The organism is Streptomyces sp. NPDC005752 (genome assembly GCF_040630715.1).
In the GTDB taxonomy this organism is placed as follows: Bacteria; Actinomycetota; Actinomycetes; order Streptomycetales; family Streptomycetaceae; genus Streptomyces.
Map to the genome: position 1 here is coordinate 1 of NZ_JBEXYB010000047.1, position 26,606 is coordinate 26,606.

At 68.2% G+C, this 26,606-nt stretch carries 23 protein-coding genes; 13 read left to right on the plus strand and 10 right to left on the minus strand.

Annotation, left to right across the window (positions count from 1 at the left end):
* The first annotated feature begins 434 nt into the window (after positions 1 to 434).
* Together yicI and ABZ441_RS29835 are read left to right on the plus strand one after the other, a co-directional pair.
* Entirely contained in the window at positions 435 to 2,672 is a 2,238-nt protein-coding gene (gene yicI, locus ABZ441_RS29830) for an alpha-xylosidase (protein WP_358979821.1), read from the plus strand.
* Positions 2,673 to 2,842: 170 nt separating this feature from the next.
* Positions 2,843 to 3,466, plus strand: a complete 624-nt coding sequence (locus ABZ441_RS29835) for a histidine phosphatase family protein (protein WP_358979823.1) — start codon at positions 2,843 to 2,845, stop codon at positions 3,464 to 3,466.
* Positions 3,467 to 3,472: 6 nt separating this feature from the next.
* Here the strand turns inward: ABZ441_RS29835 and ABZ441_RS29840 are convergent, their stop codons facing one another.
* The 3 genes from ABZ441_RS29840 to ABZ441_RS29850 are packed head-to-tail and all read right to left on the minus strand — an operon-like array spanning position 3,473 to position 4,076.
* The gene (locus ABZ441_RS29840) at positions 3,473 to 3,565 is read right to left on the minus strand and encodes a DUF397 domain-containing protein (RefSeq protein ID WP_358979825.1); all 93 of its coding nucleotides are present in this window, start codon (positions 3,563 to 3,565) and stop codon (positions 3,473 to 3,475) included.
* Complete coding sequence (locus tag ABZ441_RS29845; RefSeq protein WP_358979827.1) at positions 3,562 to 3,963, minus strand: DUF5753 domain-containing protein; 402 nt, start codon at positions 3,961 to 3,963, stop codon at positions 3,562 to 3,564. The genes ABZ441_RS29840 and ABZ441_RS29845 overlap by 4 nt, the downstream gene beginning before the upstream one ends.
* Positions 3,909 to 4,076, minus strand: coding sequence for a hypothetical protein (locus ABZ441_RS29850; protein WP_358979906.1), 168 nt, complete (start codon positions 4,074 to 4,076; stop codon positions 3,909 to 3,911). The genes ABZ441_RS29845 and ABZ441_RS29850 overlap by 55 nt, the downstream gene beginning before the upstream one ends.
* 194 nt (positions 4,077 to 4,270) lie before the next feature.
* Here ABZ441_RS29850 and ABZ441_RS29855 point away from each other — a divergent pair, with 194 nt between their 5' ends.
* The gene (locus ABZ441_RS29855; protein WP_358979829.1) at positions 4,271 to 5,353 is read left to right on the plus strand and encodes a lytic polysaccharide monooxygenase; all 1,083 of its coding nucleotides are present in this window, start codon (positions 4,271 to 4,273) and stop codon (positions 5,351 to 5,353) included.
* A 74-nt stretch (positions 5,354 to 5,427) separates the two neighbouring features.
* On the opposite strand, the gene lepB is transcribed toward ABZ441_RS29855, so the two are convergent.
* From lepB to ABZ441_RS29880, 5 genes are all read right to left on the minus strand, one after another.
* Complete coding sequence (gene lepB, locus ABZ441_RS29860) at positions 5,428 to 6,084, minus strand: signal peptidase I (RefSeq protein WP_358979831.1); 657 nt, start codon at positions 6,082 to 6,084, stop codon at positions 5,428 to 5,430.
* A gap of 122 nt (positions 6,085 to 6,206) precedes the next feature.
* Positions 6,207 to 6,854, minus strand: coding sequence for a class F sortase (locus tag ABZ441_RS29865; protein WP_358979833.1), 648 nt, complete (start codon positions 6,852 to 6,854; stop codon positions 6,207 to 6,209).
* Between the two features lie 52 nt (positions 6,855 to 6,906).
* A complete protein-coding gene (locus ABZ441_RS29870) occupies positions 6,907 to 7,596 on the minus strand; it encodes a hypothetical protein (protein WP_358979835.1) in 690 nt (229 codons plus the stop codon).
* Positions 7,597 to 7,758: 162 nt separating this feature from the next.
* Entirely contained in the window at positions 7,759 to 8,196 is a 438-nt protein-coding gene (locus ABZ441_RS29875) for a hypothetical protein (RefSeq protein ID WP_358979837.1), read from the minus strand.
* Between the two features lie 80 nt (positions 8,197 to 8,276).
* Positions 8,277 to 12,125 carry a GH92 family glycosyl hydrolase gene (locus ABZ441_RS29880; RefSeq protein WP_358979839.1) on the minus strand — a complete coding sequence of 1,283 codons (3,849 nt, stop codon included), beginning with the start codon at positions 12,123 to 12,125 and terminating at the stop codon, positions 8,277 to 8,279.
* 498 nt (positions 12,126 to 12,623) lie between these two features.
* On the opposite strand from ABZ441_RS29880, the gene ngcE reads away from it, so the two are divergent.
* From ngcE to ABZ441_RS29895, 3 genes are all read left to right on the plus strand, one after another.
* Positions 12,624 to 14,072, plus strand: coding sequence for an N-acetylglucosamine/diacetylchitobiose ABC transporter substrate-binding protein (gene ngcE / locus ABZ441_RS29885; protein ID WP_358979841.1), 1,449 nt, complete (start codon positions 12,624 to 12,626; stop codon positions 14,070 to 14,072).
* 50 nt (positions 14,073 to 14,122) lie between these two features.
* Positions 14,123 to 15,046 (plus strand): sugar ABC transporter permease, encoded by a 924-nt coding sequence (locus tag ABZ441_RS29890; RefSeq protein WP_358979843.1) that lies wholly within the window; start codon positions 14,123 to 14,125, stop codon positions 15,044 to 15,046.
* Between the two features lie 97 nt (positions 15,047 to 15,143).
* Positions 15,144 to 16,061: a carbohydrate ABC transporter permease gene (locus tag ABZ441_RS29895; RefSeq protein ID WP_358979846.1), complete on the plus strand. Its 918-nt coding sequence runs from the start codon at positions 15,144 to 15,146 to the stop codon at positions 16,059 to 16,061.
* Positions 16,062 to 16,164: 103 nt separating this feature from the next.
* On the opposite strand, the gene ABZ441_RS29900 is transcribed toward ABZ441_RS29895, so the two are convergent.
* Positions 16,165 to 16,740 carry a TetR family transcriptional regulator gene (locus tag ABZ441_RS29900; protein WP_358979848.1) on the minus strand — a complete coding sequence of 192 codons (576 nt, stop codon included), beginning with the start codon at positions 16,738 to 16,740 and terminating at the stop codon, positions 16,165 to 16,167.
* A gap of 68 nt (positions 16,741 to 16,808) precedes the next feature.
* Here ABZ441_RS29900 and ABZ441_RS29905 point away from each other — a divergent pair, with 68 nt between their 5' ends.
* From ABZ441_RS29905 to ABZ441_RS29935, 7 genes are all read left to right on the plus strand, one after another.
* Positions 16,809 to 17,396 (plus strand): dihydrofolate reductase family protein, encoded by a 588-nt coding sequence (locus ABZ441_RS29905; protein ID WP_358979850.1) that lies wholly within the window; start codon positions 16,809 to 16,811, stop codon positions 17,394 to 17,396.
* 346 nt (positions 17,397 to 17,742) lie between these two features.
* Positions 17,743 to 18,942: an ROK family transcriptional regulator gene (locus ABZ441_RS29910; RefSeq protein WP_358979902.1), complete on the plus strand. Its 1,200-nt coding sequence runs from the start codon at positions 17,743 to 17,745 to the stop codon at positions 18,940 to 18,942.
* A 119-nt stretch (positions 18,943 to 19,061) separates the two neighbouring features.
* Positions 19,062 to 20,171, plus strand: coding sequence for a sugar ABC transporter substrate-binding protein (locus ABZ441_RS29915; protein WP_358979852.1), 1,110 nt, complete (start codon positions 19,062 to 19,064; stop codon positions 20,169 to 20,171).
* Between the two features lie 197 nt (positions 20,172 to 20,368).
* Positions 20,369 to 21,157, plus strand: a complete 789-nt coding sequence (locus tag ABZ441_RS29920; protein WP_205022229.1) for an ATP-binding cassette domain-containing protein — start codon at positions 20,369 to 20,371, stop codon at positions 21,155 to 21,157.
* Complete coding sequence (locus ABZ441_RS29925; protein ID WP_358979854.1) at positions 21,154 to 22,431, plus strand: sugar ABC transporter permease; 1,278 nt, start codon at positions 21,154 to 21,156, stop codon at positions 22,429 to 22,431. The genes ABZ441_RS29920 and ABZ441_RS29925 overlap by 4 nt, the downstream gene beginning before the upstream one ends.
* A 181-nt stretch (positions 22,432 to 22,612) precedes the next feature.
* Positions 22,613 to 24,526 carry a 1-deoxy-D-xylulose-5-phosphate synthase gene (dxs, locus tag ABZ441_RS29930; protein WP_358979856.1) on the plus strand — a complete coding sequence of 638 codons (1,914 nt, stop codon included), beginning with the start codon at positions 22,613 to 22,615 and terminating at the stop codon, positions 24,524 to 24,526.
* A 158-nt stretch (positions 24,527 to 24,684) separates the two neighbouring features.
* The gene (locus tag ABZ441_RS29935) at positions 24,685 to 26,187 is read left to right on the plus strand and encodes an amino acid permease (protein WP_358979858.1); all 1,503 of its coding nucleotides are present in this window, start codon (positions 24,685 to 24,687) and stop codon (positions 26,185 to 26,187) included.
* 5 nt (positions 26,188 to 26,192) lie between these two features.
* Here the strand turns inward: ABZ441_RS29935 and ABZ441_RS29940 are convergent, their stop codons facing one another.
* Positions 26,193 to 26,594 (minus strand): NTP pyrophosphohydrolase, encoded by a 402-nt coding sequence (locus ABZ441_RS29940; RefSeq protein WP_358979860.1) that lies wholly within the window; start codon positions 26,592 to 26,594, stop codon positions 26,193 to 26,195.
* Positions 26,595 to 26,606 lie beyond the last annotated feature (12 nt).

Sequence of the window (26,606 nt, forward strand, 5' to 3'; positions counted from 1 at the left end):
GGGTCCAGCGCGGGACGCGTCGCGTCACCGAACGGGTCGTTGCCACGCCAGCCCACGGTCCACAGACCGAAGGTGAACCTGTCCGCAGGGGTGGGAGTGAAGCGGTCCGACATTGCACAGCCTCTTGTCGACGTCAGGCCCGGCCTTGATGCCCGACCAGCCAATTTGTTTGCTTGCAGTACTAATACGCCATCCCGCTCATGGTTTCTAGACCATTTCCGTGACGTGTCGATCACGTGGCGCCAACATGGCAGATCCGGCGTTGCTTCCTGCTGTTCGGTCTTCGGGGCAATTCGGGAATACCCATCGCCGTCCCACCCTGCCCGTCACATTTGTTTTGTGTACGATCAAAATCGAGAGGACCCGCAGCCGCGCTTGCCGCAGGCGCCCTGACGTCCCGCCCAGCACCTCCTGATCGGCTAAGGACCACCCCCATGAAGTTCACCGACGGCTTCTGGCAGATGCGCAGTGGTGTGCACGCCTCGTACGCCACGGAAGTCCGCGATGTCCGCCTCGACGACGACCGACTCGCCGCCTACGCCGCCGTCAAGCGCGTCGAGCGCCGCGGCGACACGCTGAACGCCCCGCTGATCACCGTGGAGGCCCACGCCCCCGCCGAGGGCGTCATCGCGGTGCGCCTCACCCATCACGCCGGCAGGCGCCGTAAGGGCCCCGACTTCGAACTGCCGGGTGCCGCGACGCAGTCCGCCGCCACGACCCGGACCGAGGGTGCGACCGCCGAGCTGACCAGCGGCCCGCTGACCCTGCGGCTCCCCACCGAGGGCGCCTTCGGCCTGGAGTTCCTCGACGCGGACGGCCGGGTCCTGACCTCCGCCGGCCGTAAGGGCACCGCGTTCGCCACCGTGGACGACGGCAGCCACCACATGTTCGCCCAGCTCGCCCTCGGTGTCGGTGAGACCGTCCACGGCCTCGGTGAGCGCTTCACGCCGTACGTGAAGAACGGCCAGACCGTCGACATGTGGCAGGCCGACGGCGGCACCAGCAGCGAGCAGGCCTACAAGAACATCCCGTTCTACCTGTCCTCCCGCGGCTACGGCGTCTTCGTCAACCACCCCGGCAAGGTCTCCTTCGAGGTCGGTTCCGAGGCCGTCGGCCAGGTGCAGTTCAGCGTCGAGGACCAGACGCTGGAGTACTTCGTCGTCGCCGGCCCCACGCCGAAGGACGTCCTCTCCCGGTACGCCGCCCTCACCGGCCTCCCCGCCCTCCCTCCGGCGTGGTCGTTCGGCCTCTGGCTGACCACCTCCTTCACCACCTCCTACGACGAGGCCACCGTCACCTCCTTCGTCGACGGCATGGCCGAGCGCGGTATCCCGCTGAGCGTCTTCCATTTCGACTGCTTCTGGATGCGCGAGTACCAGTGGTGCGACTTCGAGTGGGATCCGGCCGTGTTCCCCGACCCGGAGGGCATGATCGCCCGGCTCAAGGACAAGGGCCTGAAGATCTGCGTCTGGATCAACCCGTACATCGGGCAGAAGAGCGCCCTGTACGAAGAGGGCGCGGAGAAGGGCTACTTCGTCCTGACCCCGGACGGCGACATCTGGCAGTGGGACAAGTGGCAGGCCGGCATGGCGCTGGTCGACTTCACCAACCCCGAGGCCACCGCCTGGTTCCAGGCCAAGCTGAAGGTCCTCCTCGACCAGGGCGTCGACGGCTTCAAGACCGACTTCGGCGAGCGCATTCCGACGGAGGTCGTCTGGCACGACGGCTCCGACACGGAGCGCATGCACAACTACTACACGCACCTCTACAACAAGGCCGTCTTCGAGATCCTGGAGGAGGAGCGCGGTCAGGGCGAGGCGGTGCTCTTCGCCCGCTCGGCCGCCGCGGGCGGCCAGCAGTACCCGGTCCACTGGGGCGGCGACTGCTGGTCCTCCTTCGAGGCCATGGCGGAGTCCCTGCGCGGCGGACTCTCGCTCTCCCTGTCCGGCTTCGGCTTCTGGAGCCACGACATCGGCGGCTTCGAGGGCACGCCCGACCCGGCCGTCTTCAAGCGCTGGCTCGCCTTCGGTCTGCTGTCGTCGCACAGCCGGCTGCACGGCTCGTCGTCGTACCGCGTGCCGTGGGAGTTCGGCGACGAAGCGGTCGACGTCGCCCGGCAGTTCACCCGCCTCAAGCACCGCCTGATGCCGTACCTGTACGGCGTGGCGGTCGAGGCCCACCGCACGGGTGTCCCGACGATGCGCCCACTGCTCCTGGAGTTCCCGGACGACCCGACGGCCCGTACGGCGGACCGCGAGTACCTGCTGGGCCCTGACGTCCTGGTCGCTCCCGTCTTCACCGACGACGGCGAAGTCGAGTACTACGTGCCCGAGGGGACCTGGACCCACCTGCTGACGGGTGACACGGTCACCGGCCCCGCCTGGCGCCGCGAGACCCACGGCTTCGACAGCCTGCCCCTGCTGGTCCGCCAGGGCGCGGTCCTGGCACTGGGCGCGGACGAGTCCCGTCCGGACGGTGAGTGGCTCGACGGCCTCGAACTCCGCGTGTTCGTCCCCGCCGGCACGGGCGACTTCACCCGCACGGTGACCGTCCCCGACCGCACGGGTGCGGTGGCGGCCACGTACGAGGTGGCCTACGAGGGCGGCGAGGTCCACGTCACCACGGGCACGGGCCAGCCGTACACGGTCACGGTCGTCCGCGGACCGGCCTGACGGCCGTCACCCGCTGATCCCGCACCGCGGGCAGGCCGCCGGAGCACCCGCTCCGGCGGCCTGCCCGGGCGAGCCGCCCCGCGACGGGCGGGGCGGAATGCGATCGTGGGCCGGCAGGTTGGCACCAGTGGCACACGCGTACGCACACGGCACACAGAGCGGAACCACCAATGGGCGAGTTGATCCTGATCCGGCACGGCGAGACCGAGTGGTCCCGGTCCGGGCAGCACACGAGCTGGACCGACCTGCCCCTGACCGAACTCGGGGAGCGCCAGGCCCGCGCCCTCGTGCCGCTCCTCGCCGAACGGGAGATCGGCCTCACCCTGGTCAGCCCCTTCCTGCGCGCACGCCGCACCGCCGAACTGGCGGGACTGACGGCGCCCCGCGAGACACCGGACCTGCGGGAGTGGGACTACGGGGCGTACGAAGGCATCACCACGGTCGAGATCCGCCGCAGCCGCCCCGAGTGGAACCTCTGGACCGACGGAGTCGCCGCGGGCCCCGAGGAGCACCCGGGGGAAAGCCCGCAGGAGGTGGGCGACCGGGCGGACCGGATCCTGGCGGAGGTCAGCGCGGCGGCGTCCCGTCTCGGCGAGGCCGACATCGCGCTGGTCGCCCACTCGCACTTCCTGCGTGTGCTCACCGCACGCTACCTGCGGCTGACGCCCGCGAGCGGGGCTCTCTTCCAGCTCGCCACGGGGGCGGTCTCCCGCCTCGGCACGGAACACGACAAGCCGGTCGTCACCGCGCTGAACATGGCCCTTCCGGAGAAGCTGTTCAACGCGATCGCCTGACCGGCGTCAGAGCGAGCCCTCGAGGCACTCGCCGCCGTCGCCGTTGCTGTAGGACGCCTTACGCCAGGCAGCTGTACTCAGTTCAGGCGTGGTGGTCATGGCGTCAAGAACTCCTTTGCCGCTGAGGCGATCCGGTCCAGGGATGCCTCCGGCGACAAGGCGGCAGCCCTGGCCAGATCGTAGGCGGAGCTGTGCTGCTCCACCAGGGCGGGTTCTTCGACGAGTTGGCCGCTGTACGCAGCCTCCGTGTACACGACGGCAGGAGCCTCGGTGAACTTCATCAGGGTCATCGACGCATGCAGGAGGGGGTGTGCCCCGGCGGAGAACGGCAGTACCTGAGCGATGAGCCTGGGGCGGGAAGCGGTCTGTTCGGCAAGGTGGACGAGCTGCTCGGCCATTACGGCCTTCCCGCCAACCGGCACGAGCAGGGCGTCTTCGTGAATCACCGCCCAGAGCACGGGTGCGGTGGGGGAGTCCAGGAGTGATGTCCGCTCCACTCGGGTGCGGACATGTTCTGTGACAGCCCCGCCGACTCGCGCAGGCGGCGCAGCTCCGCTCCGTAGAAGGCGCGGGGGTTCGCGTACGGGTCCAGGTCCTTCGGCAGTGGCATGTTCCGGAAGCTGGCGGTTACCCCGCCCCCGTATGCGGCTCAGAGGCCGAAGTCACTCGCAAGAGTGGGAGAAGCCTTTCTGCGCAAGGCGTTTACATGGTTTGGGGTCGGCGCTAGCCTCCGCTAATGGGAGCGCTCCCAAGCTTGCACCGCATTCCGGCCCCACCCGGCGCCGCAGCGAAGGGACGAACATCGTGATCCAACTGTCCAGACACCGATTACTGGCCGGCACCCGCCGAAGAGCAGTCCTCCTCACCCTGCTCGCACTGCTCACGACCATCCCCGCCCTCGGGCTCGTCCTCACCACGGGGGAGAAGGCCGAGGCGCACGGCACGCCCATGAAGCCGGCCAGCCGGACCTTCCTCTGCTGGCAGGACGGGCTGACCGACACGGGCGAGATCAAGCCCGTGAACCCCGCCTGCAAGTCCGCCGCGCAGGAGAGTGGGACCACCCCGTTCTACAACTGGTTCTCCGTGCTGCGCTCCGACGGTGCCGGCCGTACGCGCGGCTTCGTGCCCGACGGCGAGCTGTGCAGTGGCGGCAACACCAACTTCACCGGGTTCAACAAGGCGAGCACGGACTGGCCGGTGACCCACCTGACCGAGGGGTCGACGATCGACTTCTCGTACAACGCATGGGCCGCGCACCCGGGTTGGTTCTACGTCTACATCACCAAGGACGGCTACGACCCCACTCGGGCATTGACCTGGGACGACGTGGAGGAGTCCCCCTTCCTCTCCATCGACCACCCGCCGCTGAACGGTAGTCCGGGCACGGTCGAGGCGGACTACAAGTGGACCGGCGCGCTGCCCGAGGGCAAGGAAGGCCGCCACGTCATCTACATGGTGTGGCAGCGCTCCGACAGTCAGGAGACCTTCTACTCCTGCTCCGACGTGGTGTTCGACGGTGGCAACGGAGAGGTGACCGGGGTCAAGGACGGCACCAGCACCAACCCCCCGACCGAGCCCCCGCCCGGCGCCTGCACCGCCACACGCAGCACGACCGGAAGCTGGAGCGGTGGCTACCAGTCCGAGGTGAAGGTCACCAACTCCGGCACGGTGCCGATGCTCGGCTGGATGGTGGAGTGGACGCAGCCCACAGGGCAGAACGTCGCCAGCCTCTGGAGTGGAGCGATGACGGCGCAGGGGCAGGAGGTGATGGTCCACAACGCGGGCTGGAACGGTTCGCTGGACCCCGGTGAATCCACGACCTTCGGTTACGTCTCCGAGGGCGGCGCCCCGGATTCGGCGTTGGAACTCGGCTGCAGGGTGGGCTGAGCGCGCGCACGCAGCGGTCGGTACCGGCGCCTCCGGGCGGGGTGCCGACCGCGATCGGGTCCCGGCCCGACGCGTCAGGTGAGCGGCCGCACCGGCACGCCGGTCGGCCGGCTCCGTGTCCGCGCGCCCCGTGCGGCGATCCCCGACACGAGCGCGGTGATGGCGAGCAGCAGGCCGAGGAGCATGGCCAGCCCCAGTCCCACAGGCCCGCTTCGGTCATGAAGGGCCCGGCCCAGGACGCCGGCGGACGCGACGGTCCCCGACCGGTCGTCCAGGAAGGAGCGGGAATCCCTGGCGTCGGCGCGGAAGTCGCCGAGCACGAAGAGCCGTCCCTCGGGGACCACGACGTCGTAACCGGACGGCGTGCCGGCCGGGTCGCCGTCCTTCACGTACTTCTCGGTGAGCGGGGATCCGTTCAGCGTGACGGGGCCGCCCGGCTGTTGTGCGACCTGGTCGCCGCCCACGCCGATGACCCGTCCCAGAACCGCGAGGCCTTCGTAGCGCTCCGGCACCCTGTACAGCACCACGTCTCCACGGCGGACCTCGTCGGCGTCGACGCGTTCGAGGACGACGCGCTCGCCGATGGAGTACGTCGGCTCCATCGAGCTGCCGGACACCTTCGCCCCCGTGTAGCCGGTCCCGAACACCACCACGGTGCCCACCAGCAGCAGTGCCCCGACGGTGCCCGACACCCAGGCGGTCCGCCGCAGCCCTCGCCCTGCCCGTCCCATGATTCCCCTCCGCACGTGCGTGCGAGGAGATTAGCGCACGGAACGCACGGCGGAGTCGGCGCAGCGAACGGCCGGCACCTCGCCCCCGAGGTACCGGCCGGTTCCGTGCGGCGTGCCCGGGTTCAGGCCGCCTTCTTGAGTGACGTGAGATGGGCGAAGACGACGACGTTCGCCGAGTAGCCGTCCTTCTTGTCGAAGCGTCCGCCGCATGTCATGAGTCTGAGCTCCGGACGGCCGGTGGCGCCGTACACCTTGTCGTCGGGGAACTTGTCCTTCGTGTAGGTCTTCACCTCGTCGACGGTGAAGACGGCGATCCGGTGGTCCGCCCTGGTGACCTTCACCGTGTCACCCCGGCGCAGGACGTTGAGATTGAGGAAGATCGCAGGCCCCGTCGCGGTGTCCCGGTGACCGACGAGGAGGGACGTACCCGCCTCCCCGGGGGACGGTCCCTTCCCGTACCACCCCACCAGCTTGGGCTTGCTCAGCGGCGGGGCGCCGAGCCGGCCCTTCTCGTCCAGGCCGAGGTTGGTGACCTGGGCCTCGATGTAGATCGCGGGGATCGCCACCTTCAGCGGGCGGGAGTGCACCAGCGGCGCGTGCGAGGCGGGCACCTTCTCCGGAGGCTTGTGCGGTGCCCTCCGGAACGGCGGCGACCCGCCGCCCGCGGCATCGCTGCCGCGGGCGGCGGTGACCGACGAGGCGTCCTCGGGCGAGTCCGAACTCGCCCACACCACACCGGTCACCAGCGAGAAGGTGACGCACAGGGTCATCGTGAGCCGGCATGCACGACTCGGGCCCCGTCGGCGCCGACGGCCGCGTGTGTCAGGCCTCGTTGCGGGCACGGCGGCGTGCGGATCGACGGACCATGATCAGCCCCGCGATGCCTGCGGCACCGGCGACCAGCGCGGCCGAGGTCCCGACGTTCGACTCACCCTCGGAGCTGACGCTCTCCATCTCCGGGACGCCGCCGCCACCGGCGGGCACGGCACCGGACGGCTTGTCGTAGATCTCGCCGGCACCCTTGTCGCTCTTGTTCGCCATGGCGCCGGACTCGGACGAACCCCGGCCCTCGCCCTCCCCGCGGCTGCCGTTGCCTCCCTGGCCGTGCTTGGAGCAGTCGACCTCGAAGCTCTTCTGCTTCTTCACGCCGACGGTCCACTCCAGCTGGTACGTACCCTCCGGCAGCAGGTACTCCTGGCTGCGGGCCTGGCCGTTCGAGAGGGGGAGGAGGTTCGTCAGCGTGTTGCCCGGGGGCCGCTCGGTGATCGTCCACTCAAGCTGCTGGAGTTCCCCGAAGTTGCTCGCCACGAGAGCGAACTGGCAGACCTCGACGCCGTTGCGCTCACCGCGCGAGTGCCAGCTGATGGACCGGATGTCGATGTCGCCGCTCTCGCCGACGGCGAATGCGGCAGGGGCCCCGGCCAGGGCGACGACGCCGGCGGCGGCGACCGCGGCGGCCACCGTGGTGCCCGTGCGGATGCTGCGGGAGCGGAGGGAAGCGGAACTGCGCATGCTGGTCTCCTTTAAGCCGAGATGATTGTCGTACTGATCACCTGATCGCCTAAGGGATGCCATGGATCATCCGAAGATTGTGTCAGGACGCCGTAAAAGGGTGCAAAAGTACCCTGATCGGCCCATACTGATCGGCGCCCTCTCGAGCAGGAGCCGCCCCGTCTAGGTGACCGTGCCGCTGTCGCCCGGCTCGACTCCGTCCACCCCGAGGACGTCGAAGGGCGCGTTGCTCTCGCCGTCGTTCCGCAGGGTGCCGTAGTCGCAGGTGTACACCCATCCGTCGCCGGTGCAGTTCCCGTAGCCGCCCTCGGTCACCCGGGCGATGCCCTCGAGCCCCGACGCGTCCACCACCACCCTGATGTCGCGCACCGGTTCCTCGTTGCCCGGTACCACGGAGACGGGCACCTGGAAGGCGCCGTTCGAAGCGCCGGCGCCCTCGTCCGCGTTGTACACGACCATGCTGCGCGGGACGTCATCCAGGCTCAGAGCGACCCTGTCCGAGGCGGTGGCGGTGGCCGGCGCGAGGGCCGTGGCGAGCACGGTGGCCAGACTCGCCGCCAGGGCTGCCGCACGCCCGGTGATCCGTATCCGAGGGGACATGCCGAGCACTGTGCCACCGGGGGCCGGCCACCCGCAGATGCGGATGACCGGCCCCCGGCCGCGCAACTCCGGTCAGCCCGTCAGGAGATCAGCTCGATCTCCGCCAGTGTCGCCGCCGTCGCGCTCACCAGCCGGTACTTCGCGTACGCCTTCGGCGCCTGCACCGAGAACACCCGGGTCTGCTTGTCCCAGGCGAACGTCTGGCCGGTCCGCTCGTCGAGGTCCTTCCAGGACTTCCCGTCCGTCGAACCCTGCAGCACCCAGCCCGCCGGGGCCTTCGCCGCGGTGGCCGAGGTCAGCGTGTACTGGACCGCCTTCGTGCCGGCCGGGGCCGGCAGCTCCACCGACTCGACCGTGGCCGAGGTCGCGGAGGAGTTGTCGAAGAGAGCGCCGTCACCCTTGATCGCGTCGCCCTTCGGAGCGGGCACCTTGTCGTCCTGGGTGATGGAGACCGGGGCCGCGTCCTTGCCCGTGCCCCACGCCGACGGCTTGGAGCCCATGTCGAACTCCAGCACGCCGCCCTTGGCGAGCAGGTCGTGCGGCAGCGCGGTGGAGTTCCACTTCTTGCCGTTGACCTTCAGGCCCTGGACGTAGATGTTCGTCGCGCTGTTCTTCGGGGCCTTGACGACGAGGTCGCGGCCGTTCTCCAGGTGCACGGTCGTCTTCGTGAAGAGCGGCGAGCCGATCGCGTACTCACCGCTGCCCATGACCAGCGGGTAGAAGCCGAGCGAGGAGAAGAGGAACCAGGCCGACTGCTCGCCGTTGTCCTCGTCGCCGTGGTAGCCCTGGCCGATCTCGCTGCCCGTGTACAGGCGGCCGAGGACCTCGCGGACCTTCTCCTGGGTCTTCCAGGGCTGCGAGGCCGCGTTGTACATGTACGTGGCGTGGTGCGCGACCTGGTTGCTGTGACCGTACTGGCCCATCCGCACGTCACGAGCCTCGGTCATCTCGTGGATGACGCCGCCGTACGAGCCGACGAACTCGGGTCCCGCGGTCTCCGGGGTCGAGAAGTACGTGTCCAGCTTCTTCGCCAGACCGTCCCGCCCGCCGTAGAGGTTGGCCAGACCGCGGCTGTCCTGCGGGGCGGTGAAGGCGTAGCCCCAGCCGTTGGTCTCCGTGTAGTCGTAGCCCCAGACACGGGGGTCGTACTGGTCGGAGGGCAGACGCCAGTCGCCGTTCGCCTTCTTGCCCTGGAAGAAGCCGGCCTTGTCGTCGAAGAGCTTGACGTAGTTCTGCGCCCGGTTGAGGAAGTACTCGGACTCCTCCTTGTAGCGCGCCTTCTTCGTCTTCTTGTAGAGCGCCTGGCCCATCTGCGCGATGCCGTAGTCGTTGAGGTACCCCTCGAGCGACCAGGAGAGGCCCTCGTGTGTCGAGGTGTTGGCGTACCCGGTGAAGACCGAGGTGTCCATGCCCTTGCGCCCGACGCCCGAGGACGGCGGGGTCACCGTGGCGTTCTTGACCGCCGCGTCGTACGCCGCCTCGGCGTCGAAGTCGACACCCTTGACGTACGCGTCGGCGAAGGCCACGTCGGAGCTGGTGCCGGTCATCAGGTCCGAGTAGCCCGGGGAGGACCAACGGGAGATCCAGCCGCCGTCCTTGTACTGCTGGACGAAGCCGTCGACCATCTTGCCGGCCTGCTTCGGGGTGAGGAAGGAGTACGCCGGCCAGGTCGTCCGGTAGGTGTCCCAGAAGCCGTTGTTGACGTAGACCTCACCCTTGACGATCTTCGCGCCGGTGTGGGTCGGGGTGTCGGTGCCGGTCTGCGGCGAGAAGGGGCTCGCGTAGGTGCTCTTGCCGTCGACCTGCTCGAAGCCCGAGTTCGGGTAGAGGTAGAGCCGGTAGAGGCTGGAGTAGAGCGTGGTCAGCTGGTCGGCGTTCGCACCCTCGACCTCGACCTTGCCGAGGATCTTGTCCCAGGCCTTCTGCGCGTTCTTCTTCACCTTGTCGAAGGAGGTCTTCGCCGGCAGCTCCATGGCGAGGTTCTTCTTCGCCTGGTCGACGCTGATCAGCGAGGTGGCCAGACGCAGACCGACCTTGCGGTCCTTGCCCGCGTCGAAGCGGAAGAAGCCGGTGACGTCGTCGCCGCCGCCCCCCTTCAGCTTGCCGCTGTCCGTGACCGGTGCGTCGAAGGAGCCGTACACGAAGAGACGGGTGGCCCCGGTGGAGCCGCCGCTCTTCACGTCGGAGTAGCCGGTGAAGGAACCCGTCTTCGCGTCGAGGGTGAGGCCGCCGTCGTTGGAGACGTTGTCGAAGACGAGGCTCGCATCGTCACCGGGGAAGGTGAACTGCATCCGCGCCGCGTGGTCGGTGGGCGTCATCTCGGCCTTGAGGCCGTTCTCGAACGTCACCCCGTAGTAGTGCGGGGTCGCCGTCTCGTTCTCGTGGCGGAACGGCAGCGCGCGGGCCTTGCGGGACGCGTCCGGGGTGCCGGAGGCCGCCGACGGCATCATCTGGAAGGTCTGGCGGTCACCCATCCAGGGGCTCGGCTCGTGGCTGGCGCTGAAGGCCTGCAGCGTGGGCAGGTTGTCGTCGTTGTTGCCGCGCGAGTAGTCGTACAGCCAGCTCGTGGAGCCGGCGTTGGTGACCGGCGTCCAGAAGTTGAAGCCGTGCGGGACCGCGGTGGCGGGGAAGTTGTTGCCGCGCGAGAAGCCGCCGCTGGAGTTGGTGCCGCGCACCGTCGACGCGTAGTCCGACAGGTGCGCCTTGCGCTTCTCCGGGGCCTTCGGGGCGATCGCGATGTCGTCGACCCAGCCCTGGAACTTCGAGGGGCCCTTGGGGGAGTCGTACGCCACCAGGATCCGGTCGACGGTCTTGCCCGCGGCCACCGTGCCGATGCGCGAGGCGACCTTGTTCCACTGGTTCACGTACAGCCGCTTGGCGTCGGCCTGACCCTGCGGAGTGAGCAGCCCGCCGTGGCTGTCGGTGGCCTTCAGCTCGCTCAGGTAGGAGCCGTCGGTGAAGGCCAGGTCCACCGCCACGTGCGTCGCGGGGTAGTCGAGGTCCGTCTCGTTCATCTGGGGATAGACCAGGTAAGAGAGCTGCGTGTCCTTGGTGACCGCCGTGTTGACGTCGAACACCTTGTTGTACGAGTAGGCGCGGCCGTCCGGCTTGTGCGTACCCGCGTAGCGCAGGGCCTTCTTCCCGGTGAACCCGGCGCCCTGCTTGGCGGTGGGGGAGCCCGAGGGGCCCCGGTCCGCCTGGCTGCGCATGTCGTCGGGGGCGGGGGCCGAGGTGTCCCCGTCCGAGAACTGGACGTCGGCGAGCTGGAGGGCGTCGGACGCGCCGTTGTTCTTCGTGATCTCCAGGCGGAAGTGCTGGTACGCGCTGTCCGCGGTGAAGTCGTACGACTTGGTCTGCAGCCGCTCGGAGAAGGTCTGGCCGGTCCGGGTGTCCAGATCCGTCCAGGTTTTGCCGTCGGCTGAACCCTTCAGGGTCCAGTCCTTGGGGTCCCGCTCGTCGTGGTCGTTGGCCGACGTCAGGGCGTAGGTCACGACCTTGGTGGGCTCGGCGAGGTCGAACTCGACCCAGCCCGTGGGCTTGAAGGCCAGCCACTTGCTGCCCGGTTCCAGATCGGTCAGGTTCTCCTTGACCTCACCGCCGGCGGTGTTCTCGTCGCTGGCGCGGAGATCCGTGACCTGATCGGTGACATTGCCCGGTATTCCGGCGGAGAATCCGCCGTCGACACCCGATGCCCTTTTCTTGCCGTCGTCACCTTCTTCGACGGTGTTGCGCCAGGCCGGATGCTTTTCGTCAGCCTCGAACGAGGAGCTGAACGACGTTTCGCCGGACGGCTTCTGTACGGCGCCGGCCGGCTGGGCGAGGGCTGCGGTTGGGGCTGCCAGGGCCATGACGACAGAGGCCGCCAGGACCGTGGCGGAGTGGCTGTGTCTGTGGCGCGAGCCGTGCTGAGGACCACGTAGGGGCTGCATACGGAGCCGTTCCTCCCGGGGACATGCTTAGGACAACGTTGTCATTGCGGGATACGAGTTCCAGTAGGGAGCCAAGTGGCTGCGTGTGTCAAGGGTGTTGCATGGGGTTCGCGCCGACGATTCGACCGTATTGCGGAAAACGGTGTTTCCGCGCGGAGGCGCGCGGTGCCGAGGTGTCCGTGAGGTCTCAAATCGGGAAAGACTGCCGCTCAACCATGCATTCGATCTTGCCCAGTTGGCGGCAAGTGGACTATACCTGTCGGCGTCTGCACAGCCGCTTCACAACGGCGTGCGGGCACGGGGGAGGGTGGCACGTCCGGGGGGCGCGAGAGGCGGCCTGCTGTACGGTCCCCGGAACTTCTCCACTGCATCCGGCATTCCTGCAATCTGCACGACCCAAGCGCAACTGACCGCGGTGGCGGGGCCCTTCGCCTGAGGCGAATTCACGACGGGTGACCGGTACACCGCCTGAGTCCTGGAGAAGGCGAGGACTTGAGCATGGGATCCACCTCCGGCCGCACGAATGAGGGCCTTGGCCGTCGCGACCTGATCAAGCGTTCTGCCGCACTCGGCCTGATCGCCGTCCCGACGATGAGCTTCCTGTCGGCGTGCGCGAGCAGCGACAGCGGAAGTGACGAGAAGGTCGAGAAGGGCACCAAGAGCGCGAAGAACCCGCTCGGTGTCAACGAGACCGCCGCCCTCGAGGTCGTCATCTTCAACGGTGGCTTCGGTGAGCAGTACGCCATCGACGCCGAGAAGAAGTACAACGAGGCCTTCCCCAAGGCTCCGAAGGTCAAGCACGCCGCGACGGAGAAGATCCAGTCGACGCTGCAGCCGCGCTTCAACGGCGGCACCCCGCCGGACCTGATCGACAACTCGGGCGCCGAGCAGATGGACATGGGTGTCCTGGTCGGCAAGAAGCAGCTGGCCGACCTGACGCCGCTGATGGACGCCCCGTCGTACGACGACCCGTCGAAGAAGGTCCGCGACACGCTGCGCCCGGGTGTCCTGGAGATGGGCCAGTTCGACGGCGACCCGGTCTGGATCATGTACTACGCGTACACGGTCTACGGCGTCTGGTACTCCCAGACCAACCTCGAGAAGCTCGACGCGACGTACCCGGAGAACTGGGACGACATGCTCGCGCTCTGCGCCAAGGCGAAGAAGAAGGGCATCGCCGGCTGGACGTACCCGGGCAAGTACCCGTACTACCTGCCGTTCTCGCTCTACCCCTTCATCGGCAAGATCGGTGGCCGTGAGGTCCTCGACAAGATCGACAACCTGGAGCCGAACGCCTGGCAGGACCCGGCTGTCAAGGCCGCGTTCGAGGCGTACTACGAGCTCTTCAAGAAGGGCTACATCCTCAAGGGCACGCCCGGCCTGACCCACATCCAGTCGCAGACCGAGTGGACCAAGGGCAAGGCGCTCTTCATCCCGAACGGCTCGTGGGTGGAGAACGAGGCCGCCCCGACCACGCCGGACGACTTCAAGATGATGGTCGGCGCCCCGTCCAGCCTCGACTCCTCCGACAAGCTGCCCTTCGGCACCCTGTGGGCCTCCGGCGGTGAGCCGTTCGTCGTACCGGCGAAGGCGAAGAACCCCGAGGGCGGCATGGAGCAGCTGCGCATCATGCTCAGCGAGGAGTCCTCCAAGAACTTCACGAAGTCGGTGAAGTCCCTCAGCGCCTTCAACGGCGGCACCGACGGCCTCACGCTGTCCACCGCCATGCAGTCCGGCGTCGACGTCCTGAAGAAGGCCGGCGACAACGTGGTGAACCCGCGGCTGCAGGACTGGTACGTGAAGCTGCAGAAGGAGCAGATCGGTATCGCCGGAATCGGCGAGATGATGGCCGGCCGCGCGACCCCGGCGGAGACCATCAAGAAGATCCAGGCCTTCGCCGACGCGGCGGCCAAGGACCAGTCCATCAAGCACTACAAGCACCAGTGAGCCACCGTCACCAGCGGCGGCACCCGCTCAGAAACCGGGGTCGGTAAGCGATGCAGCACGGCAAGTACCGTTTCATCGTGGGGTTCCTCATCGCTCCACTGGCGTTGTACGCCATCTTCGTGATCTGGCCCTTCGCCCAGTCCATCTACTACTCGTTCACGGACTGGACCGGACTGAGCCCGGACTTCAAGATGGTCGGCTTCGACAACTACAGTCGGATGCTCGACGACGACATCTTCTGGAAGTCGCTGCAGCACAGTGTGCTGCTGGCGCTGCTGCTGCCGCTGGTGACGCTGGGCCTCGCACTCTTCTTCGCCTTCATGCTCAACGTCGGCGGCCGTCGGCGCAAGAACGCCGCGGTCGCCGGGGTGCGGGGTTCCTCGTTCTACAAGATCGCCTACTTCTTCCCCCAGGTGCTGTCGATCGTGATCGTGGCCCTGCTGTTCCAGTTCGCGTTCAACCCGACGTCCGGAATGCTGAATGCGACGCTGAAGGCAGTCGGGCTCAAGAGCCTTCAGCCGGACTGGCTGGGCGATCCCGATCTGGCGCTGTACTGCGTGATGGTCGTGCTGATCTGGTCGACGGTCGGCTTCTTCGTCGTCCTGTTCTCGGCCGGTATGGCGTCCATCCCGAAGGACTTCTACGAGGCCGCGCTTCTCGACGGTGCCGACCGCATCACGACCTTCTTCAAGATCACGCTGCCGCTGCTCTGGGACACCGTGCAGTCCGGCTGGGTCTACATGGGCATCCTGGCGCTCGGCGTAGAGGCCTTCACGGCCGTACAGGTCATGACGGTGGGACCGGGCGGTCCCGACTACTCCACCACCGTTCTGCCGCTGTACGTCTACCAGACGGCCTTCCGGGACGCCCAGGCCGGCTACGCGACCACCATCGGGGTCGGGCTGCTCATCGTCACGATGCTCTTCGCGGGCATCGTGATGAAGCTGGGCCGGCGCGAGCGGCTGGAGTTCTGATGCCGGCTTCCCCGAGGTTCCGCGACCGGACGGCCGGCTGCACGCAGATCAGTTCGGTCCCGGTGGCCGGCCCGACAGTTGTACGAGGTGAGCACACGTGAAGGTCACTGAGACTCCGCCCGCTGTTCCGGCCCCGCGCTCGCCGGTGACCAAGGTGGACGCCCCGGCCGCCGGACCGGCGAAGAGCAGCGAGGGCAAGGTCCTCAACGTCTTCTCGCACGGTGTGCTCGTCATCTGGGCGGTCCTCGTCATCATGCCGCTGCTCTGGGCGGTGATGGCGTCCTTCAAGACGGACGACTCGATCCTGTCGACGCCCTGGGCGCTGCCGGACACGCTGCACTTCGAGAACTGGTCACGGGCCTGGAACCAGGCGCACATGAGTGACTACTTCTTCAACACCATCCTGGTGGTGGGCGGTTCACTCATCGGCACACTGCTGCTGGGTTCGATGGCGGCGTACGTGCTGGCGCGGTTCGACTTTCCCGGGAACCGCTTCGTCTACTTCCTCTTCATCGGCGGGATGAGCTTCCCGATCATCCTGGCGCTGGTCCCGCTGTTCTTCGTCATGAACAACATGGGCCTGCTGAACTCGGTGCACGGGCTGATCCTGGTCTACATCGCCTACTCGCTGCCGTTCACCGTCTTCTTCCTCACCTCGTTCTTCCGGACCCTGCCGACCTCGATCGCGGAAGCGGCCATGCTCGACGGGGCCTCGCACACCCGGACGTTCTTCCAGGTGATGCTGCCGATGGCCAAGCCCGGCCTGATCAGCGTCGGTATCTTCAACTTCCTCGGGCAGTGGAACCAGTACATGCTGCCGACGGTGCTGAACACCGACCCGGACGGCAAGGTGCTCTCCCAGGGCCTGGTCGAACTGGCCACCAGCCAGGGGTACAAGGGGGACTGGTCGGGCCTCTTCGCGGGTCTCGTGATGGCGATGCTGCCGGTTCTCGCCGCCTACATCGTCTTCCAGCGCCAGGTCGTCGCGGGGCTGACGGCGGGAGCGCTCAAGTAGGGGATCCCTTCCGTCCGCTCGTCACCACCTGCCGGCCGGCAGGTGGTGACGAGGCATGTGGAGCTCCGGGCCCCGAAGTGCGACAGCGGACCGGACGCCCGCGTCACCTCCCCACGATGCGGTCTACCGCGGCCTCGACGAGCCGGTCGCGCTCGGCCTCCGTGAACACTCCCGGCAGCGTGAGCTGTTCGACGATGAGCCAGTTGAAGGCCAGGATGAGCAGCCGGACCGCGGTGGCGTCGCCGGGCAGGCCCGACGCCTCGTGGTAGGCCACGTTGGCCTCGACGTCCGTGCGCACCTGCTCGGTCAGCACCGCCCGCAGCCCGGGCCGCCGGGTGGCCTCCAGGCGCAGTTCCAGCAGCGCCAGATAGCCGGTGCGGAAACCGCTGACCCTGCTGATCAGCTCGCGCATCAGCTGGGTGTAGGTCTCCCGGTCCGGTGAGGCGTTCCGCTGCCGTTCCACCGTCGCCTCGTCGGGCTGCAGCCGTTCGTAGACCCGGCTCCCCGCCTGGGTGAGCAGGTCGTCCCGGTTGGCGAAGTAGTTGGAGGCCGTGCCGGCCGGGACACCCGCCTCCGTGTCCACCGCCCGGAACGTGAGCCCGCGTGCACCCTCCCTGGCCAGCACCTCGATCGACGCGTCGACGAGGGCCGCCCGCCGCGCGTCGTTCCTGCGCACCATTGACACCACTCCATCCGTAGTACTACGGTCAAACCACTTCAGGCAGAGTACTACGCAACGGGGTGCGCATGCGAAAGCTCGTTTACTACGTCGCCGTCTCCATCGACGGCTACATCGCGGGACCGGGCGGGGAGTTCGACTTCTATCCGCAGGGTGACGAGGAGCAGGCGGCTGCCTACGCCTCGTGGATGAATGCCCGTTACCCCGAGACGGTCCCCACCTTCGCCCGCGCCGGATTGGGGCTGGAGGACGCGCCCAACCAGCGCTTCGACACCGTACTGATGGGACTCGGCAGCTACCTGCCCGGCAAGGACGCCGGTTTCACCAGTCCCTACGCCCACCTGCGCCAGTACGTCGTGTCCAGCACGCTGGCCCCCGACATCGACCCGGCCGTCACCGTGGTCCCGGAGGACCCGCTCGGCCTGGTGCGCGGCCTCAAGCGGGAGGAGGGCCAGGACATCTGGCTCTGCGGCGGCGGTCTCCTCGCGGGTGTGCTGCTGCCCGAGATCGACGAGATGGTGGTCAAGAGCTACCCCGTCGTCGCAGGGTCCGGGATCCCGGTGATCAACGGGGAGTTCGACCCGACCTTCTTCGAGGTCGCCGACCGGGCCTCGTTCGACAACGGCGTCACCGTCACCCGGTTCACCCGGCGCTGACGCGTCCGGGACGTGGTGGAGCGCAGTGCGGGCCGGTGTCCGGTGGAGTCCGGTCCGTGCCGCGCGCCCCCGTTCATCCCGTATCGGTGACATGCGGTAGTCGGTCGCTGGCTTCATCCGGGCAACACCGGTCACCGGAAACGAACAGGCCCACCGGGCCGTGAACCGCCCACCGGCCCCGGCCGGTGGGCGGTTCACGTGGTTATCCGGGCATTCTTCGCTGTCCGGATGTGGAGGCCCCATGCTCATCGGAGGCTGCGACTGCTCAAGGTCTTGACGGGGGCCACCCCAAAACGCTCATCTTAGAGTTCACATGTTGGAGAATACGGCGGGAGTGAGTGAGTCGATGGAGACTCCGGGGTCGCAGACATCTCTGCACAGGGCCAACCTTGAGCGGGTCGTGCGTGCCGTAAGGATGGCGGGGTCCCTGACCCAGGCCGAGATCGCCAGGAGCACCGGCCTCTCCGCAGCCACCGTCTCCAACATCGTCCGTGAGCTCAAGGACAGCGGCACGGTCGAGGTCACCCCCACCTCCGCGGGCGGGCGCCGTGCCAGGAGCGTCTCCCTGAGCGGGGACGCGGGCATCGTCATAGGAGTGGATTTCGGACACACCCACCTTCGGGTGGCCATCGGGAACCTGGCTCACCAGGTGCTGGCCGAGGAGTCAGAGCCGCTGGATGTGGACGCCTCGTCGGCGCAGGGCTTCGGCCGCGCGGAACAGCTGGTCAACCGCCTGGTCGAGACCACCGGGATCAGCCCCGGGAAGGTGATCGGTGTCGGCCTCGGCGTGCCGGGGCCGATCGACGTCGAATCCGGCACGCTGGGTTCCACCTCGATCCTGCCGGGCTGGACGGGCATCAATCCCAGCCAGGAGCTCGCCGGACGCCTGGGGGTGCCGGTCTACGTGGACAACGACGCCAACCTCGGGGCCCTCGGTGAGCTCGTCTGGGGCGCCGGCAGGGGCGTCAGGGACCTCGCGTACATCAAGGTGGCCAGCGGTGTGGGCGCCGGTCTGGTGATCGACGGGCACATCTACCGGGGGCCCGGCGGCACGGCCGGCGAGATCGGCCACATCACCCTCGACGAAGCGGGCCCCGTCTGCCGCTGCGGTAACCGTGGCTGCCTGGAGACCTTCACCGCGGCCCGGTACGTCCTGCCGCTGCTGAAGCCCAGCCACGGGGCCGATCTCACCATGGAGCGGATGGTCCAGCTGGCCCGTGAGGGCGATCCGGGCTGCCGCCGGGTCATCGGCGACGTCGGCAGGCACATCGGCAGCGGGGTGGCCAACCTGTGCAACCTGCTCAACCCGAGCCGGGTCGTGCTGGGCGGATCCCTCGCGGAGGCCGGGGAGTTGGTGCTGAGTCCCATCCGTGACTCGGTCTCGCGGTACGCCATCCCCAGTGCGGCCCGGCAGCTCTCCGTGCTTCCGGGGGCGCTCGGCGGGCGGGCCGAGGTGCTGGGTGCGCTGGCCCTCGTACTCAGCGAGATGGGGGATTCATCCCTTTTGGACAGCACCCTCCCTGCGGCGGCCCCTGCCTTCACTTAGATAACGAATGGCACCGTTGTCATCTCGTTAAGGATTTACTCCTTGACGCTGACGTCGCGGCCGAGTTGACTTCCAGCCACCTCGGCCGCAACGTCGCGGCCTCGTCAGGGAGGTTCGAAATGAACACGCGTATGCGTCGTGCCGCCGTTGCCGTTGCCGCCACCACCATGGCTGTCTCTCTCGCCGCTTGCGGGAGCGCCAAGGAGTCCGGCGACAAGACCAGTTCCGAGTCGGCCAAGAAGGGCGACGACCTCAAGATCGGCCTGCTCCTTCCCGAGAACGTCACGGCTCGTTACGAGAAGTTCGACAAGCCGATCATCGAGGAGAAGGTCAGCGAGCTGACCGACGGCAAGGCGAAGGTCATCTACGCCAACGCCAAGCAGGACGCCACCACGCAGTCCCAGCAGGTCGACACCATGATCACGAACAAGGTCGACGCGCTCATCGTCGACGCCGTCGACGCCAAGGCCATCGAGAACAGCGTCAAGAAGGCCAAGGACGCGGGCATCCCCGTCGTCGCCTTCGACCGCCTCGCCGAGGGCCCGATCGACGCGTACACCTCCTTCGACAACGAAGAGGTCGGCCGCGTGCAGGGCAAGGCCCTGCTGGAGGCCCTGGGCGACGCCGCCAAGCCCACCGTCGTGATGATGAACGGCTCGATCACCGACCCGAACGCCGCGCTCTTCAAGAAGGGCGCCAAGTCGGTGCTCGACGGCAAGGTGACGTACGGCAAGGAGTACGACACCAAGGAGTGGAAGCCGGAGAACGCCAACTCCAACATGGAGGGCGCGATCACGGCCCTCGGCAAGGACAAGATCGACGGCGTCTACTCCGCCAACGACGGCATGGCCGGCGGCATCATCCAGGCCCTCAAGTCCGCCGGTATCTCCAAGCTCCCGCCGGTCACCGGCCAGGACGCCGAACTCGCGGGTGTACAGCGCATCGTCACCGGTGAGCAGTTCATGAGCGTCTACAAGCCCTACCCGCAGGAGGGCATCGTCGCCGCGGAGATGGCCGTCGCGCTCGCCAAGGGCGAGAAGCTCGACTCCATCGCCACGTCCAAGGTCGACAACGCCGGCACGAAGGGCATCGCCACTGTCCTCGTCCCGGTCGTCTCGCTGACCAAGGACAACATCAAGGACACCGTCATCAAGGACGGCATCTACACCCTCGACGAGATCTGCACGGCCAAGTACAAGGCCGCCTGCACCTCCGCGGGCCTGAAGTAGGCCCCAGCCGCCCGGACCGGCCCTCGCGGCCGGCCGGGCGGACCCGAAGCCTGTCCGGCGCCCCGCCCACCAACTGTCCCGCTACCGGGCAGGGCGCCGGACGGAACGCCTACTCGGCGCTCTTCCCCAATTCTTCTGCTCAACCACCGCGCCTCCCCCCAGGCGCGGTATCCCCGCCGGGTCAGGCGGCGAAGGAGATGGTTCACGTGTCCGCTACGCCCGTGTTGGCGTTGCGAGGGGTCTCCAAGCGATTCGGTGCCGTCCAGGCGCTCACCGACGTAGAGCTTGAGGTCCACTCCGGCGAGGTGGTCGCCCTGGTGGGTGACAACGGCGCCGGTAAATCAACGCTGGTCAAGACGATCGCCGGAGTGCATCCCATCGATGACGGTGTCATCGAGTGGGACGGCCGGACGGTCCAGATCAACAAGCCGCACGATGCCCAGAACCTGGGAATCGCGACCGTCTACCAGGACCTCGCGCTCTGCGACAACATCGACGTCGTCGGCAACCTCTACCTCGGCCGGGAGCTCCGCAAGTTCGGAATCCTCGACGAGGTCGAGATGGAGCGCCGTTCGCGCGAGCTCCTCAGCACGCTGTCGATCCGCATTCCCAGCGTCCGCATCCCGATCGCGTCGCTCTCCGGCGGTCAGCGCCAGACCGTCGCCATCGCGCGTTCGATGCTGGGCGAGCCCAAGCTCGTCATCCTCGACGAGCCCACCGCCGCGCTCGGCGTCGAGCAGACCGCACAGGTCCTCGACCTCGTCGAGCGGCTGCGCGAGCGGGGCCACGCGGTCATCCTCATCAGCCACAACATGGCCGACGTGAAGGCCGTCGCCGACAAGGTCGCGGTGCTCCGGCTGGGCCGGAACAACGGGATCTTCGACGTGAAGACCACCTCGCAGGAAGAGATCATCTCCGCCATCACGGGTGCCACGGAGAACGCCGTGACCCGTCGTGCGGCGCGCAACGCGGAGGCCCAGAAGTGACAACCGACAAGACGTCCACCGCTGTGGTCAACCCGGAGGCCGCCAAGGGCGCCGACACCGTGGTCGACCCCCGGCTCCTCGTGCGCGAGCAGGGCCTCGCCGGCTACCTCACCGAGTTCAAGCGCAAGATGCGCGGTGGTGACCTCGGCTCGATCCCCGTGATCCTCGGCCTGATCATCATCTGTGTCGTCTTCCAGAGCCTGAACTCGGAGTTCCTCTCCGCGAAGAACGTCAGCGACATCGCCGTGACGATGGTGGCCACCGGCATGATGGCCGTCGGCATCATCTTCGTGCTGCTGCTCGGTGAGATCGACCTCTCGGTCGGCTCGGTCAGCGGTGTCGCGGGCGCGGTCGTCGCCGTGCTCAGCGTCACGCACGGAATGAACGAGTGGCTCGCCATACTCGTCGCCATCGTCAGCGGCGCGGTCATGGGCGCCATCCACGGTTTCTTCTTCGCACGGATCGGCGCCCCGGCGTTCGCCGTCACCCTCGCCGGTCTGCTGTTCTGGCTGGGCTTCATGCTCCAGCTGCTCGGTGACACCGGCACGATCAACCTGGACAGCGACGGCGTCGTCGGCAGTCTGACCACGTACTACTTCTCGGACGTCGCCGCCGCCTACGGCCTCGCCGCCATCGCGGTGATCGGCTACTTCCTCTCCGCCTTCCTCGACACCCGCCGCCGTGAGGCCGCGGGCATCCCGGCGCGGCCGCTCGTCGACATCGTGGTCCGCACCGTCGTCCTCGCGGTGTTCGCCTTCGGCGCCGCGTTCATGTTCAACCAGTACCGCGGCCTCCCGCTCGCCCTGGTCCTCTTCCTCATCGTTCTGGTCGGCACGGACTTCGTCCTGCGCCGCACCTCCTACGGGCGGAAGATCTTCGCACTCGGCGGCAGCGTCGAGGCGTCCCGCCGCGCGGGCATCAACGTCACCGCGATCCGCGTCTCGGTCTTCTCCATCGCCGGCACCTTCGCGGCCATCGGCGGCCTGTTCTGGGCGTCCAAGATCGCGGCGGCCAACCAGGGCTCCGGCGCCGGCGACCTCCTGATGAACGTCATCGCCGCAGCCGTCATCGGCGGCACCAGCCTCTTCGGTGGCCGGGGCCGCACCTGGAACGCACTGCTCGGTGTCATGGTGATCGTCTCGATCCAGTACGGCCTGGCCCTCGAGGGCATCGCCACGCCGATCAACTACATGATCACCGGCGCTGTTCTTCTCGTCACGGTCGTCATCGACTCCATCACCCGCAAGACGCAGAAGACAGCAGGCCGCGCCTGACCGTCACACCTGCGGACCTGCGCACACGTGCCCGGCATCCTCGCGATGCCGGGCACCCGCGCGTCCGGCGGGACCACGCGGGGGCGTGGCGGAAAACGGCGCCCGATGACCCGTGCCGCCGGCGGAACATTAGACTCATCGGATCGACACGCTCGACCAGCTCACAAGCAAGGAGGCACGGGTGGACCTGCTGACCCGCATCAGGGGACCGCGCGACCTGGACCGGCTCGGCCTCGAGCAGCTCGACCAGCTCGCCGGGGAGATCCGTACCTTCCTCGTCGAGGAGGTGTCCAAGACCGGCGGCCACCTCGGCCCGAACCTGGGCGTGGTCGAGCTGACCATCGCCCTGCACCGGGTGTTCGAGTCCCCGCAGGACAAAGTCCTCTTCGACACCGGCCACCAGAGCTACGTGCACAAGCTGCTCACCGGCCGGCAGGACTTCTCGAAGCTCAAGAGCAAGGGCGGACTCTCCGGATACCCCTCCCGCGCGGAGTCCGAGCACGACGTCATCGAGAACTCCCACGCCTCGACCGTCCTCGGCTGGGCCGACGGCCTGGCCAAGGCCAACGAGGTACTGGGCAAGGACGACCACGTCGTGGCCGTCATCGGCGACGGCGCACTGACGGGCGGAATGGCCTGGGAGGCGCTGAACAACATCGCCGCCGCCAAGGACCGCCCGCTCGTCATCGTCGTCAACGACAACGAGCGCTCCTACGCCCCGACCATCGGCGGCCTCGCGAACCACCTGGCCACCCTGCGTACGACCGACGGGTACGAGCGGTTCCTGGCCCGGGGCAAGGACCTCCTGGAGCGCACGCCCGTCGTCGGCAGGCCGCTGTACGAGACCCTGCACGGTGCCAAGAAGGGCCTCAAGGACTTCATCGCTCCCCAGGGCATGTTCGAGGACCTCGGGCTGAAGTACGTAGGACCGATCGACGGCCACGACATCGAGGCCCTGGAGTCCGCGCTCCAGCGCGCCAAGCGCTTCGGCGGCCCGGTCATCGTGCACTGCCTCACCCAGAAGGGCCGCGGCTACACCCCCGCCCTCGAGGACGAGGCGGACCGCTTCCACGCGGTCGGCAAGATCCACCCGGACACCGGCCTGCCCATCTCCACCTCGGGGCTCGACTGGACCTCGGTCTTCGGCGAGGAGATGCTCAAGCTGGGCCACGAGCGCGAGGACATCGTCGCCATCACGGCGGCCATGCTCCAGCCCGTCGGCCTCGGCAGGTTCGAGGAGGCGTTCCCGGACCGGATCTACGACGTCGGGATCGCCGAGCAGCACGGCGCGGTCTCCGCCGCCGGCCTTGCCACGGGCGGGCTGCACCCCGTCTTCGCGGTCTACGCGACCTTCCTGAACCGTGCCTTCGACCAGGTACTCATGGACGTCGCCCTGCACAAGTGCGGAGTGACCTTCGTCCTGGACCGGGCGGGCGTCACGGGCACGGACGGAGCCTCGCACAACGGCATGTGGGACATGTCGATCCTCCAGTGCGTGCCGACCCTGCGCATCGCCGCACCGCGCGACGCCGAGCAGGTCCGTGCCCAGCTGCGCGAGGCCGTCGACGTCGACGACGCACCCACCGTCGTCCGCTTCTCCAAGGGCGCCGTGGGCCCCGCGGTCCACGCGGTGGGCACGGTGGGCGGCATGGACGTCCTGCGCGCGGCGGACACGGACGAGCCCGACGTCCTGCTGGTCTCCGTCGGCGCGCTGGCCCCGATGTGCCTGGAGATCGCCACTCTCCTGGACGCCCAGGGCATCTCCACGACGGTCGTCGACCCGCGCTGGGTCAAGCCCGTCGACGAGGCGCTCGCCCCTCTGGCGGCGGAGCACCGCGTCGTCGTCACGGTCGAGGACAACAGCAGGGCCGGCGGTGTCGGCTCCGCCGTCGCGCAGGCACTGCGCGACGCGGACGTCGACGTGCCGCTGCGCGACTTCGGTATCCCGCCGGTGTTCCTCGACCACGCCTCGCGCGGCGAGGTCATGGCCGAGATCGGCCTGACCGCACCGGACATCGCCCGCCAGGTCACCGGTCTGGTCGCCAAGCTCGACGGCCGGTACGAGAGCCGGGTCGTGGAGCCCGTCCGCGACTGATCCGTCGCGGCTGATCCACCCGCACCGCATCGGGCCGGTCGCCCACCCCACTCGGGTGGTCCGACCGGCCCATTCGTGTGAAATCGGGGCGTACGGGGCGTGCCGGGGCGGCCGGTTCCGAATCATGGCGTGCACGACGAGTGCGTGGAGGTACGCCGGTGAGCACGCAGCAGGACACGCCCCCCAGCGGGAAAGGGCTGCTCCGGACCAAGACGGTCGAACAGTCCATCCGCGACACGGAAGAACCGGAGCACGCCCTCAAGAAGTCCCTCTCCGCGCTGGACCTCACGGTCTTCGGAGTGGGCGTCATCATCGGCACCGGCATCTTCGTCCTCACGGGCAAGGTCGCCAAGGAGACGGCGGGCCCGGCCACGGCTCTCGCCTTCGTCGCGGCGGGCGTCGTCTGCGCGCTCGCCGCCCTCTGCTACGCCGAATTCGCCTCCACCGTCCCGGTGGCCGGATCGGCGTACACCTTCTCCTACGCCTCGCTGGGCGAGCTGGTCGCCTGGATCATCGGCTGGGACCTGGTGCTTGAATTCGCCCTGGGCACCGCGGTGGTGGCGGTCGGCTGGTCCGGATACGTCCGCTCACTGATGGACAACATCGGCTGGACGATGCCCGAGGCGCTCTCCGGCCCCGATGTGGCGAGCGGCTTCGGCTTCGACATCCTGGCGTTCGCCCTGGTGCTGATCCTGACGGTCATCCTGGTCCTCGGGATGAAGCTCTCCGCACGGGTGACCACCGTCGTGGTCGCCATCAAGCTCGCGGTCGTGGGCATCGTGATCATCGCCGGGCTGTTCTTCATCGACACGTCCAACTACTCGCCCTTCATCCCCGAGGCCGAGAAGCAGGCCGGGGGATCGGGCCTTGACGCCCCGCTGGTTCAGCTGATCTTCGGCTACGAACCGACGAACTTCGGCGTCATGGGCATCTTCACCGCCGCATCCATCGTCTTCTTCGCCTTCATCGGCTTCGACGTGGTGGCCACGGCCGCAGAGGAGACCAAGCTCCCGCAGCGTGACATGCCGCGCGGCATCCTGGCCTCGCTGGTCATCTGCACCCTGCTCTACGTCGCCGTCTCCATCGTGGTGACCGGCATGCAGAACTACTCCGAACTCTCCGTCAGCGCCCCGCTCGCCGACGCCTTCAAGGCCGTCGGGCACCCCTTCTACGCGGGAGTCATCAGCTTCGGCGCGGCGGTCGGCCTCACCACCGTCTGCATGATCCTGCTGCTGGGCCAGACCCGGGTGTTCTTCGCGATGAGCCGCGACGGACTGCTGCCGAGGTTCTTCTCGGTGACGCACCCGCGGTTCGGCACCCCGTACCGTCCGACCATCCTGCTCGGTGTGATCATCGCGATCGTCGCCGGCTTCACGAGCATCAACGAGCTGGCGACGCTGGTGAACATCGGCACGCTCTTCGCGTTCGTCGTCGTCGCGCTCGGGGTGATCGTCCTGCGCCGTACCCGCCCCGAGCTCCACCGTGCCTTCCGCACTCCGTGGGTGCCGCTGCTGCCGATCGTCTCGGTGGCGGCCTCGGTCTGGCTGATGCTCAACCTGCCGGCGGAGACCTGGCTCCGGTTCGGAATCTGGATGGTGATCGGCGTGATCATCTACTTCGCGTACGGGCGTCACAACAGCCGTATGGCGAAGGCCTCCTGACCCCGTCAGGCGCCGCGCGACGGCGGCAGCGGCCGTACCGTACGAGGACCCGTGCAGCGGGCCCCGTGGGCCTCGGCCCGCTGCCGCAGCCCACGGTCGGCCGTGACGACGAGGCAGGGCCGTACGCCTTGGGCGGCAGCGGCCAGATCGGTGATCAGGTCGTCCCCGCTGCCCGGGGCCGCTTCCACCCGTACACCCGGCACGGACGCGATCCCGCGCGCGGCTCCCTCCACGACCAGCACGATCTCGACGGGACCGGCGTGTCCCGGCAGCCCTCCGGCGGCGTACGGGACCAGCGAGTCCCGCAGTCGCTCGGCCGCCCCACGCCGGTCCCGCCACCACTGGTCCGGCACCGACCCCACCACGTTGGCGGAGTCGACGATCACCAAGGTCCGCAGAGGTTCCATCCCCTCAGGATG

Excerpts from the sequence above, each read along its gene's own strand:
- yicI (WP_358979821.1), top strand. The coding sequence starts at position 435 with ATGAAGTTCACCGACGGCTTCTGGCAGATGCGCAGTGGTGTGCACGCC.
- ABZ441_RS29835 (WP_358979823.1), top strand. The coding sequence starts at position 2,843 with ATGGGCGAGTTGATCCTGATCCGGCACGGCGAGACCGAGTGGTCCCGG.
- ABZ441_RS29840 (WP_358979825.1), bottom strand. The coding sequence starts at position 3,565 with ATGACCACCACGCCTGAACTGAGTACAGCTGCCTGGCGTAAGGCGTCC.
- ABZ441_RS29850 (WP_358979906.1), bottom strand. The coding sequence starts at position 4,076 with ATGCCACTGCCGAAGGACCTGGACCCGTACGCGAACCCCCGCGCCTTC.
- lepB (WP_358979831.1), bottom strand. The coding sequence starts at position 6,084 with ATGGGACGGGCAGGGCGAGGGCTGCGGCGGACCGCCTGGGTGTCGGGC.
- ABZ441_RS29865 (WP_358979833.1), bottom strand. The coding sequence starts at position 6,854 with ATGACCCTGTGCGTCACCTTCTCGCTGGTGACCGGTGTGGTGTGGGCG.
- ABZ441_RS29870 (WP_358979835.1), bottom strand. The coding sequence starts at position 7,596 with ATGCGCAGTTCCGCTTCCCTCCGCTCCCGCAGCATCCGCACGGGCACC.
- ABZ441_RS29875 (WP_358979837.1), bottom strand. The coding sequence starts at position 8,196 with ATGTCCCCTCGGATACGGATCACCGGGCGTGCGGCAGCCCTGGCGGCG.
- ABZ441_RS29880 (WP_358979839.1), bottom strand. The coding sequence starts at position 12,125 with ATGCAGCCCCTACGTGGTCCTCAGCACGGCTCGCGCCACAGACACAGC.
- ngcE (WP_358979841.1), top strand. The coding sequence starts at position 12,624 with ATGGGATCCACCTCCGGCCGCACGAATGAGGGCCTTGGCCGTCGCGAC.
- ABZ441_RS29890 (WP_358979843.1), top strand. The coding sequence starts at position 14,123 with ATGCAGCACGGCAAGTACCGTTTCATCGTGGGGTTCCTCATCGCTCCA.
- ABZ441_RS29900 (WP_358979848.1), bottom strand. The coding sequence starts at position 16,740 with ATGGTGCGCAGGAACGACGCGCGGCGGGCGGCCCTCGTCGACGCGTCG.
- ABZ441_RS29905 (WP_358979850.1), top strand. The coding sequence starts at position 16,809 with ATGCGAAAGCTCGTTTACTACGTCGCCGTCTCCATCGACGGCTACATC.
- ABZ441_RS29910 (WP_358979902.1), top strand. The coding sequence starts at position 17,743 with ATGGAGACTCCGGGGTCGCAGACATCTCTGCACAGGGCCAACCTTGAG.
- ABZ441_RS29915 (WP_358979852.1), top strand. The coding sequence starts at position 19,062 with ATGAACACGCGTATGCGTCGTGCCGCCGTTGCCGTTGCCGCCACCACC.
- ABZ441_RS29920 (WP_205022229.1), top strand. The coding sequence starts at position 20,369 with ATGGTTCACGTGTCCGCTACGCCCGTGTTGGCGTTGCGAGGGGTCTCC.
- ABZ441_RS29940 (WP_358979860.1), bottom strand. The coding sequence starts at position 26,594 with ATGGAACCTCTGCGGACCTTGGTGATCGTCGACTCCGCCAACGTGGTG.